This is a genomic window from Vibrio sp. Vb0667 (assembly GCF_033391095.1).
The window spans coordinates 457,242-473,053 of sequence record NZ_JAWPOL010000001.1; the positions used below are offsets into that span (position 1 = coordinate 457,242).

Here is a 15,812-nt window from a genome sequence, read left to right on the forward strand (position 1 = left end):
GATAAGGAACGAATTATGTCACGTGACGGCTCGGTGGCTCCTAAAGAGCGAATTAATATCCGTTATGTTCCAGCAACTGGCGATACGCAAGAAGACGTAGAGCTGCCGCTAAGCATGATGGTAGTTGGCGACTTTACTGCGCGTGCAGATGAGACACCAATTGAAGAACGTACTCCAATTAACATCGACAAAGACAACTTTAACGAAGTGCTAGAGGGCATGTCTCCAAACGTTAAAGTCAACGTTGAAAACCGTCTTTCTGATGAAGAAGGCGGCCAGATTGGTGTTGATCTGACCTTCCAAAACATGAAGGACTTCTCTCCTGAAGCGATCGCGAAAAGTGTACCTGAACTAAACAGCCTACTTGAGCTTCGCGAAGCCTTGGTTGCACTTAAAGGTCCTCTAGGAAACGTGCCTGCGTTCCGTAAGAAGATCGCATCGGTTCTTCAAGATGAAGAAGCGAGAAAGAAACTGTTGGATGAACTAAGCATTGGCAACGACCAAGACGCGAAAGAAGAGTAAGGGATATCATGTCTGCAGAAGCACAAGCGCCAGAACAAGAAGCAGCCTTAGTTGAATCAGGCTCACTTCTGGATAGCATTCTTAACGAAACACGTTTAAAGCCAAGTGATGAAGGTTTTGACGTTGCAAAACGCGGCGTAGAAGCATTCATCAGTGAGCTACTAAGCAGTTCGAACACAGAGAAAGTCGACCAATCTCTGGTTGATCTGATGATCTCTGAAATCGACCAAAAATTGTCTAAGCAAGTTGATGCAATTCTTCACAACGAAGAAGTTCAAGCGATTGAATCAACGTGGCGTGGCCTTAAGTACCTGGTTGATCACACTGACTTCCGCGAGAACATTCAAATTGAACTGATCTCTGCGAAGAAAGACGAAGTTCTTGATGACTTCGAAGACGCTCCAGAGGTGGTGAAGTCTGGCCTGTACAAGCAAATCTACACACGTGAATACGGCCAGTTCGGTGGTAAACCTGTTGGCGCCGTCATTTGTGATTACGCTATGTCAGCTTCGTCGCCTGACATCAAATTGATGGAATACATGGCTAACGTAGGTGCAATGTCTCACGCACCATTCATCACGTCGGCATCGGCTAAATTCTTTGGTCTAGACAGCTACGAAGAGCTGCCAAACCTAAAAGATCTGAAGTCTGTATTCGAAGGTCCACAGTACGCGAAATGGCGTGGTCTGCGTGAGCACGAAGATGCGCGCTACCTAGGTCTATGTACGTCTCGCTTTATGCTACGTACACCTTACTCCGTTGAAGATAACCCAATCAAGGCGTTTGACTACGATGAGCAAGTAACAGACAGCCATGATAACTACCTATGGGGCAACTCAGCGTACGCGATGGCGTCTAAGATCAGTGAATCATTTGCTAAGTACCGTTGGTGTCCGAATATTATTGGTCCTCAAAGCGGTGGTACTGTACAAGATCTACCGGTTTACAACTTTGAAGCTATGGGTCAAATCGAGACTAAGATCCCAACCGAGATCCTGGTTTCTGACCGTCGTGAGTATGAGCTAGCAGAAGAAGGTTTCATTGCGCTAACCATGCGTAAAGGTTCTGACAATGCGGCGTTCTTCTCTGCAAACTCTGTTCAAAAACCAAAAGTGTTTGCGAACACGCCGGAAGGCAAACAAGCCGAGATGAACTACAAGCTAGGTACTCAGCTTCCTTACATGTTCATTATCAACCGTTTAGCGCACTACATAAAAGTGCTACAGCGTGAGCAAATTGGTTCTTGGAAAGAGCGTTCTGACCTAGAAATCGAACTGAACAAGTGGATTCGTCAATACGTTTCTGACCAAGAGAACCCGCCAGCGGAAGTTCGTGGTCGCCGCCCACTTCGCGCTGCGAAGGTTGAAGTATCAGACGTAGAAGGCGATCCAGGCTGGTACAAAGTATCGATGTCTGTACGTCCTCACTTCAAGTACATGGGCGCAAGCTTCGACTTGTCTCTAGTTGGTAAGCTAGACCAATAACCCATTACTGAAACCATCAAGCAGCCAGTGAAGACTGGCTGCTTTTTTCGTAGGATCGCATATGGAAAAAGGTTACCGTCTTTTAGAGCGGATCGAGCTAGGAGAACCAAAAAACTGCTACGAGAAAGTGGTGTCTCATAAGCATTTGATTGAATCCATTCACTCGCATCTCGCTGACTTGTTGAATACGCATTCCGGCAACGCAATGATCGACAATGAGTATGGTCTGCCAGATTTTAACGACGTACTTTCTAACAACACGAACCTCGTTCGCCATATTCAAAAAAACATCACGTCAACCATAGAACGCTTTGAGCCCCGACTGTTTAATGTCGAGGTTCATTACCGTGAAGACCACCATAATCCATTACAACTCGGCTTTGGTATTCGCGGCGAAGTTTCCCATAACGGCGGTAAAGTCCCAATGTCGATCGATGTCTACATGGGAACCGACGGCCAATTTAACGTTTAGTAGGTGCCACTTGAGTAACAGTAAATACTTTCAAGATGAACTCACGTATTTACGCGAGTCGGGTAGTGAGTTTGCCAAATATCATCCGAAGTTAACTCACTTTCTCTCTGAAGGAACTTTTGATCCAGATGTCGAACGACTGCTGGAAGGTTTTGCTTTTTTGACCGGACGCATCCGCGAAAAGATTGACGATGAACTTCCTGAGCTAACGCAATCTCTGATGACTTTGCTGTGGCCACATTACATGCGTTCGATTCCGTCTTTGTGCATTAGCGAACTAAAACCGCATACCGGAAGTGTTACTGAGAAAACCGTGGTGAAACGTGGTGCGGAAATGGCCAGCGAACAGGTAGAAGGCACGCAGTGTTTGTTCCGTACTTGTTATGACGTCAATCTATACCCAGTTACGATTACTAACATCGAACAAACTAACAGCCGCACCAGTTCGATGATTGATGTGACGTTATCGACGGAGCATGGCCTGGAACTGTCTCGTATCGGTTTAGATACGTTGCGTTTGCACCTGCATGGTGAGATTCATATTACTCGCACTGTCTTCTTATGGCTGTTCCGTTATCTAGATCACGTCGAGTTGGATGTTGGTGGCGGCTACAAACATCGTTTAGGGCCAGAATACGTTAAGCCAGTCGGGCATGAAGAGGACGAGGCGCTGCTGCCTTACAGCAAAAACTCCTTTGCAGGCTACCGTTTGCTGCAAGAATTCTTCTCTTTGCCAGATAAGTTCATGTTCTTCGACATTAAAGGCTTAGAGTGGCTAAAAGGCATTCCGCAACGCAGCACGGTCAAAATCAAATTCCACTTTAAGCGTGCTTTGCCTTCAGAAGTGGTACTTAAAGATAAACACTTAAGGTTGCACTGCACACCTGCCGTTAACTTGTTTGAAAAAGACGGCGACCCAATCCGTTTAGAGCATCGACGAAACGAGTACAAGGTGCGTCCACAAAGTAACACTCAGGAGCATTACGAGGTTTATTCCATTGAGCAAGTGGAGAGCTGGAGTAAAGACGAGCGTCGCCGAAAACCACTGATTGAATTTGAATCGTTTGAGCACCAAATCAACCAGCGTGATAAGCGAGAGTTCTACAAATCCAAAGTGGGCGAGCGAGTAAGCGGAAGAGGGTTAGAGCGCTATATCTCATTCCATACTCACAATGGCGACATCGCGGATTTAGGGACTGAAACAGTATTGATGAAACTGCAATGCAGTAACGCGGACTTAGCGGAGCGCCTGTCAGTAGGAGACATCACGTACGCGACGCACAAATCGCCAACGTATGCGACGTTTAAAAACATTACTAAGCCAACACAGTCAGTAAGTCCTCAGGTTAATGGTGAGCTTCAATGGCAGTTGATTGCCAACATGTCGCTCAACTACTTGTCTTTGGCCAATATCGATGTGTTGAAAGTGTTGCTCTCGACTTATGATTTCCACTCTCGAGTCGATAGACAAGCCCACCGCGCGTCGATTCATCGACTTGATGGCATTATTTCTTCAGAGATGAAACCAATCGATCGCGTATTTCGTGGTGTATCTGTGCGTGGTAACCAATTCAAGCTCGTGACGGACTCTAAGTTCTTCGTAAATGAAGGCGATATGTTCCTTATGGCCACGGTATTGAATGAATTTATCCGTTTGTATTCGAGTGTGAACTCCTTTACCGAACTAGAGGTGTTCGATGAAGCGACGGGCGAGGTTTACAACTGGGCAAGCCTAATCGGGCAGCAGACGATACTATGATTAACACACTTTCTGATAAGTCGAATGAGTTTAGTTTCTACCAAGCGGTGTTGCTGTTAGAGAAACACTACCAGCTGGAGCCAAACTCAAATTTTGTTGCCGTGGGCGAGAACAAATACTTTCACCAAGAGCGAATTGAGTTCAGCGTGTCGCCAAACCTGTGCTTTCCAAAGAGTGATATGGACTTTATTACTCATATGGAAAGAAACGGACAGCAATATTCACGTATTGAGACGAACTTTCTTGGCTTGCATGGTTCAAGCTCGCCCCTGCCTGCGTCTTACACTGAGAAACTCGTCGGTCGTGATCCCGATGATAACCCAGTGAAGGATTTCTTCGACTTTTTCCACAACCGCTATACAAGCTTACTGTATCGTGTTTGGAAGAAATACCGATATCACGTGCAGTACAAAAGCGGGGCAAGCGATGCTTTTTCTGGGCGCATACTGCATTTGGCTGGTCTTTCTAGCGTTATGCAAGATTGTGAAGTAGCGGAGTTAGATCGAGCGAAAGTTCTGTCTTACGTGAACCAGTTATCTACGCGTACACGCTCACCCAAGCTTATTTCCGGTATTGTTTCGCACTACTTTTCACTGCCGAATGTGCGAATCGAAGAATGGGTTTATAGACGCGTAGAAATCGCTGAAAGCCAGCGTAACAAACTCAATCGTTCCAATTGTGTATTGGGGCAAAGCTTACACTTGGGACAAAGCATTGCGGATTTGAACGGCAAGTTTAACTTGTGTATCGACAACATTGATTTTGAAACGTTTAAGCAGTTTTCCTACGATGGTGAGTTACATAAGACGCTGGTGGGCTTGATGCGCTTTATTCTGCGTGACCCAATGTCGTGGGACCTAAAGTTGACAGTTAACCTAGGCAGTATTCCAGAAAACAAACTGGGTAATGGAGAAGGGAACCAACTAGGTCAAACGTTCTGGCTTGGCAACCCAGGTGATAAAGACGCCAAAATTCGACTTATCGGAAGCATATAAGAAAGCCGCTCAACGAGCGGCCCTTTATGTTTTCCTCAAAGAGGTCAGAAAAGCTTAACGACTGATCGGCTGGTGCAGTACAACGGTAGTATCAAGCCTTTGAATGCCGTTAAATGATTCAATTTCATTACAAAGATGATGAATAGACTGCAGGTCGGGCGCTTCAATTAGGGCAATAATATCAAAGTTGCCACCAACAACGCTCGTTAAGCGAACCTCAGGGATTTCTTTAAGTGCATTCGTTACATCATTCTTCTTACCCTTTTCACAAGAGATCAGTAGATAACTAGCGGCTTTTCGCCCTTCATTTTCTACACGAATCTGTGCGGTATAGCCTTTGATAATACCGGTCTTTTCTAAACGATTAATTCTTTCTGCTACTGCTGTTCGAGACAAACCAATGTTTCGGGATAGATTCGCAATCGACTCTCGCCCATTCGACAATAGACTTGAAAGTATTTTTCGATCTAATTTATCTAAACCTTGTAAAGTCATGTTTGAAATCATGTGTTCTGCCTATTTTGTTTTTATATTGTTATTAAATCGACTCTGGGAGCGTAAAGTTATACAGCTCAGCAAGAGTGAATGGGTTTTTCTGTGTCAACGGAGTGATGCGTAAGCTCAAGTCCCTCCCTGACACTTTTATGTCACTGACAAAGCTGCCGTTATGAGTGTTTGTCAAGGTCGAGTCACCTAGCAATCTGTATATCGCCCATTGACCACTCTTATTTAAAACGTGCTGTCTGCCTTCATCGGTTACATCCTGGAGTGTGATACTAATATTGAAGTCACCATTTTGCGGTGGCCATGCCATTTCACGAATGCGGCTTGGACCGTGGTAGTAACTTATATTGGTATCTGCAATTTTTAAGCTCGCTCTAATCGCACTAGAATCAAGATCGAGTACTCTTGCACTAAACGGAATATGAACGCGGTTCGTGCTTTTATTAATTAATGTGTCTCGAATAACGTTATAGTTACGCAGTTGCACTAACAGAGCCGGAGAGATTGGCATCGTCTCGCCATCCACCTGTTTTGGCGTCCACAAATTGGTATCGTAGAACGGTGCAAAATTTTTCTGAATAAATGTGTCTAACAAACCACCGGAAGCAAACAGCAATTCAAAATCTTCAATTGAGATTTCCTCGGTCGCTGTTAGATCAAATGGGTATCGTCCTAGCCCTATCTCTTTAAACTTGGTGTAAATCTCGCTGTACCATTGGGTTTGAATGCCTTTAGCGGACTCTTTAATCATGACTGACCAGCTTTGTTGAACCACATCTAACAACCAGCTACGAACGGGTTCCGGTGATTTTTGGGCAATCTGTTTAAGTTTGATTAATGGGTCAGCTTCACTGCTGTTCATTCGATGCTGAGCTGCCGCTAGCGCCGCCATTTGCGGGTCAGGTGCATCAGCGATGTCTTTCATATACGTGCGAACACGGCTTAGCGCAGTTACGGTCTCATCCCAAGGAGTAGGGGAGTTTGGTGTTTCACTGACCTGAAGTTGGTTTAATAAGTGAAAAGCTTGTTCAACACGTTTCATCAACAAGTAATCAGGCTTAACTACTTCCTCTACTGCGTCTGATGCGGAGTCTGCCGCTGCCACGAGTTTCGGGTCTAGCTTTGAAATCAGAGCATTTTTTTCACCAACGGGTGAAAATTGTGTGTTGGCATAGACCTGCTTCAGTACGGTTGTCATTGGTGAAGAAGGGCCCGAGATTAAGTCTATCGCGTTCGTTAGATCGCCGACATTGTCATAGTTCTGGACTTTTAGTTCACTCAGCGCATTGCGCCAATTACTGATGTAGTCGTCAGTATATTTTTTACGTACTTCCTCTTTGAAGGCTTCTTGTTCTTCACTAGTAGGAATAACGTGTTGTGACAGACCTAAAACCCAGTTGTCACTGATGACTTGTTGTGACATTAGGTCCACGCGTGGTCGATAAAAAGTGCTAAAACCAGTGGAGGTATAGATCTTATCTACGATCAAGCGTTCGCTATCGATTGGTGTGTTGAACACATTGCTAAACTCAAAACCCACAGCTCGTTGCAGATCTAGGGTTCCTAAATCAATCGAATTTGCTTCGTTTAAAATGCCTGCATAAACGAGATCAACATTCGAATTTGCTAGCAATGAGCGACGTGTTGCGCGAACAAGATCCATATTGATATCAATTGGATCAAACTGTGTGCGAAAGTAAGCGTCCAAATAGCGCATCGCCTGATTGACGACGTCATTTTGGTTGCTCAAGTCGTTCATCATTTGGAGAGTTTGATGACGCAAAAAACGGATATCACGCTTTGTTGGATCGTTTAGCATTAGATACCCCTTCAATAGAGGTAAAGCGCGTGTAAAAGTGTTTTGATTTTGTGTCAGTTGTAGACGGTAACCTTTCTCAATGATAGGTATCAACTGTTGAGCAACGTCCTTAAGTAATGCTTCGTAAGCGATGCGAGTGCTTTGATCCAAACGGCTAATGTTGAGTGGTAATATCTCTTCATCCAAAGCCTTAGAACCTTTAAGCCACGCCCCATAAGAAGGCTCTATTGCTTTCGTCGCCTTCGCTAAAAGCTCATCGAATCTTGCATCTTGCTCCACTTGTGATTTGTCATCGATACTCAAGAGTTGATTCATCACATGTAAGTTACTGTCTAATGTCGTGAAAAAGAAGTAACTGCCCCCAGTAAGCAGGATAATAGAGCCGAGTATTGCCAAACGGCTTTGTCTCTGAATTAGACGAAGATACGTCTTGTTTTCGCCCGCAAAGTCGCTTTCCGGCAATATTTGTGAATCAATCAGAAAGCGAGAGAAATAAGGCGTTTCTGTTAACTGAGTATGCTCTGACGCGATAATAGGTAAGTTGAAGTAATTACTACAACTTTTTGCAAGTAAATTGTACTTGCGACCGCCTTGCAGACTCGAACTAAAGAAAATCTCACGGATGTCTAGTGAATAGACACCGTTGTTAACATCACATAGACGCTCAAGCACATAGCTGACTTCAGACTGACATAGCTCAAACTGCTTAGGGAAAGCGAGTATTGCTTGTTTCTCATCAATGTCCGTTGAATTAGCGGATGCATCTAGCGCATTACTTTCAAGCACTCTCACTAGATTTCGATAGCTATCGCGGTAGTACTCTGCAAATACACCTTTGGCTTCTTTTAGTGGGATAGAGAGGAACTCAACACGTGTCTTGAGAGAGCTAAAGTGCATGTATTCTTTAAAGCCGTCTAACTTGTCTAGCTTTGACATAATCAAATAGATTGGCAATGCTGAAGACGTTTTAGAGTTGATGGTACTCAAGCGCGCCAATAACGACGAAATGGTGTACTCTTTTTGCTCTGGCTCAGAGACGATCATGAACTCGAAATCGGTGAAGAATAGACACCCAGAAAATGGCTTTCTAGGTCGATGATGAATAACTTCTTCAATGAACGTATTCCATAAAGAAGCATCACTGCTTGATACTTCCTGGAACACTAAGCGTTGGTCTGGTTTGATGTATACAGCGCTGTCAGATTCGTACCATTCAAAAAAGTCATTCTTAGCGGTTCTAGTGCGATCCATCGGTTTGATTGCACTAGAATTAAATAAAAATTGACGTCGCCCTGACCCTTTATTACCAAGCATCAGGTAAATTGGTTTCTTGCCTGAGTTAGCAAGAAGAGGCTGGATAACCATAGAAAGTGCTTCTTCCTCGGTTTCCAAATGTTGAGCTTTAGCGTTGTTCTTTTTCTTCAACCATAATGTGAATTGAAAAATGACGTAAACAATGGCGATAGCACCAAGGGTCAGCCAAAGATAAAGTTGATCGATTTCGTCAAGAAAAAGCAGATAAATAGTGGTGATAATTGCAGCCACTAAAAACATTAATATGGTAGAAATCACCACTGGATTTCTAAACAGTTTTTGTTTGAACATAAGCCTAAAACTTCTTTAATTGTATTGTTATTTATTGTCAGTTTTTTCAGCTTGTAGCTGACTCAATTTATATAGGTAGATGTTCAGTAAAAGGGTTGCGCGGTCAATTTCCTTTTGCTGTGAATACTTTTCAGCGTATTCAATACGACCTAAAAGCGGGAATAACGAGTTACTGTATTCGTACGCCTTTTCAGAGTTCTTATCTACATTCTGTCTAGCTACGTTGGCAAACACCGTTCTTGCGTCTGAGAATCGCTTATAAACATCCATAAACTGGTCTTCTAAATGGGCGCTCTGTGTCAAAAAGTTTTGACGTAGCTGCTGTGCAGAAGACGAATCCGGATAGATCGCGATTAATTCATTGGTCAAGCTATCGAGCTCGCTGACGTTACTTACTTTTGCCGAGTCCAAAAACCAGTTATTCATCATAATATCGACACGATTAATCGCCTGCGTTTTCAATGACTGAGCATATTTTTTATTTTCGTAATCTAACGAGGCGACCAAATTTACAAGTTCATTAAGTGAAGCTTGATTAATTTTTTGTTCCAATGTTCGATAACGTTGTTGCTCGTACATGAAATGTGAACATATCGCAGTAACAATCAAACCAATAACGAAGTAGATCATAAATCGACCAGACTTTGCCGGTGATGCTTTCTCTTGGCTATTTAGGTTGGGTGATGACACCGGTGCCGGAGAGGGAGACACATTCACTTTAATTTCAGGTGCCTTCTGCGTTGCTGCAGGAGCGCTAGTGTTGGCTTGTTTTTTCTCGCGTAACTCAGCCGCAATTTGTTGTTCTTTTATCTGCTCAATCCATTGATTCAAAATACGGCGAATGCGACCTAATGACGGCGCTTCAATACCGTAATGAAGACGAAGCTCTTCCTCAATCCTCAAGCATAATTGATGTGCTGCCTCTATCAATGGAAGCTCTTCTGGTAACGCCCGATGCTTATTAATTCGTTTTTCAGTATGCTCTACCATCCATTCAATAGCGCTCATTCGTGCCTTTGACTTTGAATGCTCTGGATACGCGTTGAACCAATATACGACACACACATCAAGTATTGAGTTTAACCCTTCAACAAGGCCTCTTAAGCCGTCGTTATAGGTTGACGCAACGGTAAAGTAACAGCAACAACGTAGGTCTTTCGCTTGGGTACTCAAGATCTTTTTTGAGAGTGTTTGAACCGTTTTCCACGAGACTCTCCCTGTGACTTTATTCAGGTTGTTTATTTGACGTTTAATTTCGTCAAAATCCTCAGAACCATTAGGATTAGAGCCGCTTGGGTTATTTTCATCGATTGGTCTTCGAGCGAAGTCGGTAAAAAACATAAGGAAAGTTCCAACTGATCATATAGAAGTATTAAGTTATATAGGATTTCACTACTGTTATATTAAATTATAAGCAGTGCACATCTGTCGCAATTCTATAGACAAAATAAGCGGATTAGATAATAAAAATTCATTAAAAGAAATTAAATTACTTTTAGTGTGATCTTTGTTCATAATATTAATATCAATAGTTAAGTCTATTTATAAGAAGAAACTTATATATGAAGATGAGAACGTTGATTAAAAAGTAACTAAATTGTTATCGAAGATTACGCTTTGTTCAATTAGCAATCAAATTCTGTTACTTCTATTTAAATAGAAAGATTTACTGTCTCGTCACTTAATCTGTAGTCGGTTCTTTAGTTTTTGTTTGTAGGTAAAACAACCAACCTGATAGTTGAAATGTATTAAATTATAGGTGTTTTTTTAGGCTTATTGAAAAAGAGAATATAATTGATATCTTTCGCCTCTAAGTAGAATATCGGTTTTCCTAGAGGGACGAAATGCTAAAACCAAGTCAAATTGGGCTGATTTCAGCCATGTGTCTATTTTCTTCTGTTGCAATGGCAAAAGGGGAGCGATATGGACTCTCTACCAGTATGTTGACTATCGATAGCATTAAATACGATGAAGGTAAAAGTGGTGAGCAGGATACGCTTAGGTTCGGCTTGGTTCATACTCGTCCTATTGATGAAAACAATAACCGTTGGCGTTGGTGGTTAGGGCTAAACTATCTAGCAGAAGATATTGAAGCGCCAGCAAACGGCTTATATCAAGAAGCGACGAACTATGAACTTCGTGTTGTTCCTCAATATGCGTTGACTTCTTGGAGTGTTTTCACGCCATACGTTGGTGCGGGCTTGTCTGTCGGTTACTCGCAATATTCTAATCGCTGGCAAGTAGACCAAGAGGGCTATCGTTATGAGAGTGTTGAAGACATCGACCAGTTTGAGTTAGGTGCGGTTATGACCCTTGGTACTGCTATAAAGTTAGGCAGTAATCCTGACGCCCATATACAAATTATCCCGCAGGCCTCTTATATCCTTCCGGTTGTAAATGATGGAATTGGTGGGCTTGAACTATCAGTTTCTTTGCTCTTTTGAGGTTCGTAAATGTACTCAAATCAGCTAGTTTTATTTATCTCAAAGTGTCCAGAGGAATACACCGGTGCAAAGCATATTGAAATGCCTGAAAGTGGTGGTTCGATAGGTCGTTCCCCAAGCTGTAGCGTGTCTTTAGCCGATCACAACCGCTTTATATCGGGCACTCATTGTTTGCTCAGCGTGTATGGAGATACCTACTATATAAGTGACGTATCAACTAATGGCACAATGGTAAATGGGAATAAAATACTAAAAAATCAACCCGTTGCGATAGTTGATGGCGACATCATTTCTTTAGGGCAATATGAGATTGGTGTTTCTCTTGAGCACGTTACCTCAACACTAGACATCGCCGCTGATATTGCTCCTGAGCGAGTATCTAGCGATCCTCTGGTTAGTCTAGGAGATGCGGTTGTCGAAGAGGAAGAAAAAGTCGGTGCCTTAGAAGATTTGTTTATGGAGACTAAACAGGATGACATTGATTGTCATGATCCTGTTGCTCACCTTAACTTTTCGATGCAGCGAGATGACGATTACTTAATTCGTGATAATGAGCGTACAGAATCTGAACAACCTAGAACCGTGGAAAGCACGCGTCAGGTGGTCGATGACAGTTTCAGTATATATTCCGAATTCGATCAGCCAAGCCTAATCCCTGAAGACTGGATGGCTGCGGAAACCAAGAGTAACGCATCAGTCAATGATGCATTAGCGCCAGAAAGCGGTAAGGCACATAGAGCCGATATTGCCTCAGCTGAGGTGATGCAACCTGGCACGGTAGCCCCAGATAGCACGATTCAAAGACAACATCGTACGCCTAATGTTACTGAGATGGTCGTAGAGCAGGCTAACACAGGGTCAAAATGGGAAGAGATGACCCAATCTTTTACGCCTTCTCCTAACACTAATCAGCAACTTCAAATACCTACGGCAGAGCACGCGATAAACAGTATGACGAAAGCACAAGTCGATACTGATGCGGCCGTTTGCTCTCAAGATATAGCGCAAGCGTTTTTTGATGGTTTGGGTATTCGAAATCCAGAGTTGATGACAAACGAGGCGCAGTTATTCAAGCAAATGGGCACTTGCTTGCGTTTATGTATTGATAACCTACAGAAAGAGTTGCACGAAGTGGAATCGTTAAAAGATGAGCAGAGTGCGAGTGAGGCTAACTCGAACATCGCAGAGCTAATGCTCACTTTGAATAGTCAGCAATTACTGGCTCCAAATGAACTGGTTGAACAAATGCTCGATGAGCTGAACGATCACCAAGTTATGTTTAACAAAGCACTGAATGAGCTCGTTTTAGAACAGTCTGAAACGAACGATCCCGTAGCATTTGCTAACAGGGTCGCTAGCCAGTCTTTGTTCTCAACTAAGTCAAAGCTGTGGGCCGAATACCTAGATTTCTACACTAATAATCGTCGCCTGCTTAATGAAACATCCTTAAAAGGGCTGATTAAGAAAAACTATAACAAAGTGATTAAGGGAAACCATGCGTAGTATCGCCGTATTACTCGGATTTGCCATGTTGTCCGGTTGTTCCATGTGGGATCAATTTAAAGAGTCCACGGGTATCACACCAGAAACTTCGTCGATTGAATTGGTTATTGAGGCATCACCTGTACTCAATGTGAGAAATGGGGGCCAGTCATCTCCAGTTATTCTCCGTCTTCACGAATTAAGTTCGCCAGTATTGTTCCGAAGCTTAGATTTCTTTGCCTTGTTTGAGAGCGATAAAGCGTCGTTGGGTGATGAGTACATCAAACGTTACGAATATCAAATACAGCCAGGTGGAAAAGTTCATGAAATGCTAACGCTAGACCCTGACACTCGTGCCGTCGGTTTTTCAGTGGCTTTTCGTGATATTGATGGTTCGTCATGGCGAAAAGTGGAAGTTATTGAAGAGAAGAGCGAGTACTACATCAAGCTCAAGTTAGAGGGCAGTGAGTTAATTTCTGATAACACTCGCGGCATTGAACAGGTTTACTTTTAAGGGATAGAAACATGTCTTTATACAATCCAGTTGTTTGGCAAGATGGAATGTTCATGAAGCCGCAGCATTTTCAACAACTCGATCGTTCGCAAAGTAAACTATCGAGCCTACTGAGTGCCAATGCATCGCCTTTGCATTGGGGAATTAAACGTTTAGAAATCAACTCTCAGTTACTAGCACTGGGTAAAATCGGTATTACTCGTGCTGAAGGTATTTTACAAGACCGGACACCATTTGAGCTTCCGTTGCTTGCTGAGCTGCCTGAAGTGAAAGATGTAGATCCTTCGATTGCCGATAAAGTCGTTTATTTGTGCTGTCCGTTACCATCGGAACGTTCTGAGTTATTTGGTACCAAAAAAGACGGTGCGCGCTATACGATGGAATCTCAAGAAGCGGTTGACGCTTGTTATGATTCGGAAGACATGGCAAATATCGTCGTCGGTAAGCTTAACTTTTGCTTAATGTACGATCATGAAGATAAGAGTGCTTACACGTCTATTCCGATCTTAAAGATCTCAGAAGTGAAGCCTGATGGCAGCGTGATCTTAGATGATAGTTTCATTCCTACCTGTATCGATATTCATGCGTCGACAGTACTGAGTAAATTTGCGACCGAGTTTGCTTCTATGTTGAAGCATCGCGCGGAATCGATAGTTCAGCGATTAGGGGTGGTGGATCAACAAGGCGTATCATCGGTTTCTGACTTTATGCTATTGCAAGCGCTCAACCGATACGAACCCTTGTTTTGGCATTTCGCCAGCACAGAAGCTGTGCATCCTGAGTCTTTGTATCGAATTCTTCTTCAGGCAGAAGGTGAGCTTTCGACGCTGTGCTCAACGACACGCCGACCTATTGAGTTTACGAAGTACAATCATGGTGATCTTACTAGCTGTCTTTCTCGCGTCCTAGACAGTGCAAAAATGACATTGAGCGTGATGTCTGAGCAAAGAGCAATTCCACTGACCTTAAAAGATCAGAACTATGGCATCAGAACGGCAGCAATCCCTGACAATAAGATCATTGATACGACAACCTTTATCCTCGCAGTTAAAGCCGACGTGACCTTGGATGTTCTGCATACCCAGTTTGTCAGCCAAACGAAGATCGGTTCTATCGATAACATACGTGACTTGATTAACCTTCAACTGCCTGGGATTGAGATCAAACCAATGCCAGTTGTGCCACGCGCGCTGCCGTATCACGCTGGCTACACCTATTTCGAGCTCGATAAAACGGGCGAAGAGTGGATGGCATTGAAGAACACTGCTGCGATTGCGATTCACGTTGCGGGCGATTTCGCTAACTTATCATTGCAACTTTGGGCCGTTCGTCTATGAGTTACGCAGAAACCGACGTCACCGTAGTCTTATTCCAACCAGAGCCTGGCAAACCAATGGAGGTAATGCCAGCGCCTGACTTGTCGAGAAACATCGCAGTACAAGATCTATCTATCGATAACATGGGTATTAACCCGCTAGTGGACCATTTCTCATGGTTGATCGCTAGTCTGTCTTGTATGTCTTCGATCCCTTGGCTTGATGACCCGATGCCATTTCGTGAACAAGTGGCACGTGAGATTCGAAAAGGTGAACGAAAACTTAATGAAATGGAGCTCGATCGTGCTTCGGTTCTTGTTATTCGTTACTGCTTGTGTGCGGCGATTGATGAATCTGTTTGTCGGCAAGAGTGGGGGGCAAATAGTCACTGGAGCCAGAACAGCTTACTGTCTGAATTCCATAACGAAACATCTGGTGGTGACAAGTTTTTCGTTATTCTCGACCGCTTAAAAGCCGACCCTCGCAAATACCGTCACGTTATAGAGTTTCTCTATTTATTGCTTCAACTTGGTTTCCAAGGCAAGTACGGCCGTGAAGAGCGTGGTAACGAAAAGTTAGCGGAAATTGGCAGCACCATTTATCGATTAGTGCGAGATGACCGCCTAGCAGAACAAGAAAAAGTTTCTTTAATCAACCTTAAAGCTAAATACCTAAAGAAGCCGTTAAAAAGGGTAATTTCACCCAAGCTGATCTTGAGTCTTAGTGCGATGACGTTTGCGCTTATGTATGCGGCAACCTACATCGTCATAGACTTAAAATTTCAGCAACTGCTTGAAATGTATAGATAACCAGAGATCTAAAATGAGATCTTCTGTCAGTTTTAGGGCTTATTGTGAATATCACTGGTCTTTTAGTGAAATTCACTAGTTATTTAG

At 43.3% G+C, this 15,812-nt stretch carries 13 protein-coding genes; 10 read left to right on the top strand and 3 right to left on the bottom strand.

The annotated features are described in order from the left end of the window. The first annotated feature begins 15 nt into the window (after positions 1-15). The 5 genes from tssB (at position 16) to tssG (ending at position 5,232) form a co-directional block, all read left to right on the top strand. Entirely contained in the window at positions 16-522 is a 507-nt protein-coding gene (gene tssB / locus R8269_RS01995; RefSeq protein ID WP_005373381.1) for a type VI secretion system contractile sheath small subunit, read from the top strand. Positions 523-530: 8 nt separating this feature from the next. Next, on the top strand, positions 531-2,006 hold the full coding sequence (tssC, locus tag R8269_RS02000; protein WP_005373378.1) for a type VI secretion system contractile sheath large subunit: 1,476 nt from the start codon (positions 531-533) through the stop codon (positions 2,004-2,006). A gap of 61 nt (positions 2,007-2,067) precedes the next feature. Further along, a complete protein-coding gene (gene tssE / locus R8269_RS02005) occupies positions 2,068-2,478 on the top strand; it encodes a type VI secretion system baseplate subunit TssE (RefSeq protein WP_033906409.1) in 411 nt (136 codons plus the stop codon). A gap of 10 nt (positions 2,479-2,488) precedes the next feature. Beyond that, complete coding sequence (gene tssF / locus R8269_RS02010; RefSeq protein ID WP_258460949.1) at positions 2,489-4,237, top strand: type VI secretion system baseplate subunit TssF; 1,749 nt, start codon at positions 2,489-2,491, stop codon at positions 4,235-4,237. Then, positions 4,234-5,232: a type VI secretion system baseplate subunit TssG gene (tssG, locus tag R8269_RS02015; RefSeq protein ID WP_199266784.1), complete on the top strand. Its 999-nt coding sequence runs from the start codon at positions 4,234-4,236 to the stop codon at positions 5,230-5,232. The genes tssF and tssG overlap by 4 nt, the downstream gene beginning before the upstream one ends. Before the next feature lie 54 nt (positions 5,233-5,286). On the opposite strand, the gene R8269_RS02020 is transcribed toward tssG, so the two are convergent. The 3 genes from R8269_RS02020 to R8269_RS02030 are packed head-to-tail and all read right to left on the bottom strand — an operon-like array spanning position 5,287 to position 10,501. After that, positions 5,287-5,739 (bottom strand): Lrp/AsnC family transcriptional regulator, encoded by a 453-nt coding sequence (locus R8269_RS02020; RefSeq protein WP_005373369.1) that lies wholly within the window; start codon positions 5,737-5,739, stop codon positions 5,287-5,289. Positions 5,740-5,770: 31 nt separating this feature from the next. Beyond that, the gene (tssM, locus tag R8269_RS02025; RefSeq protein WP_205391216.1) at positions 5,771-9,160 is read right to left on the bottom strand and encodes a type VI secretion system membrane subunit TssM; all 3,390 of its coding nucleotides are present in this window, start codon (positions 9,158-9,160) and stop codon (positions 5,771-5,773) included. A gap of 27 nt (positions 9,161-9,187) precedes the next feature. Continuing rightward, positions 9,188-10,501 carry a type VI secretion system ImpA family N-terminal domain-containing protein gene (locus R8269_RS02030; protein ID WP_005386112.1) on the bottom strand — a complete coding sequence of 438 codons (1,314 nt, stop codon included), beginning with the start codon at positions 10,499-10,501 and terminating at the stop codon, positions 9,188-9,190. 503 nt (positions 10,502-11,004) lie between these two features. On the opposite strand from R8269_RS02030, the gene R8269_RS02035 reads away from it, so the two are divergent. From R8269_RS02035 to icmH, 5 genes are read left to right on the top strand one after another with little or no spacing between them, the layout of a single operon-like run. Next, positions 11,005-11,604 carry a hypothetical protein gene (locus R8269_RS02035; protein WP_054574680.1) on the top strand — a complete coding sequence of 200 codons (600 nt, stop codon included), beginning with the start codon at positions 11,005-11,007 and terminating at the stop codon, positions 11,602-11,604. A 9-nt stretch (positions 11,605-11,613) separates the two neighbouring features. Then, positions 11,614-13,107: a type VI secretion system-associated FHA domain protein gene (locus R8269_RS02040; RefSeq protein ID WP_086047486.1), complete on the top strand. Its 1,494-nt coding sequence runs from the start codon at positions 11,614-11,616 to the stop codon at positions 13,105-13,107. Beyond that, positions 13,100-13,600: a type VI secretion system lipoprotein TssJ gene (gene tssJ / locus R8269_RS02045; protein ID WP_005386118.1), complete on the top strand. Its 501-nt coding sequence runs from the start codon at positions 13,100-13,102 to the stop codon at positions 13,598-13,600. The genes R8269_RS02040 and tssJ overlap by 8 nt, the downstream gene beginning before the upstream one ends. 11 nt (positions 13,601-13,611) lie before the next feature. Beyond that, positions 13,612-14,937 carry a type VI secretion system baseplate subunit TssK gene (gene tssK, locus R8269_RS02050; RefSeq protein ID WP_005373357.1) on the top strand — a complete coding sequence of 442 codons (1,326 nt, stop codon included), beginning with the start codon at positions 13,612-13,614 and terminating at the stop codon, positions 14,935-14,937. Continuing rightward, complete coding sequence (icmH, locus tag R8269_RS02055; protein WP_318222437.1) at positions 14,934-15,725, top strand: type IVB secretion system protein IcmH/DotU; 792 nt, start codon at positions 14,934-14,936, stop codon at positions 15,723-15,725. The genes tssK and icmH overlap by 4 nt, the downstream gene beginning before the upstream one ends. Positions 15,726-15,812: the final 87 nt, after the last annotated feature.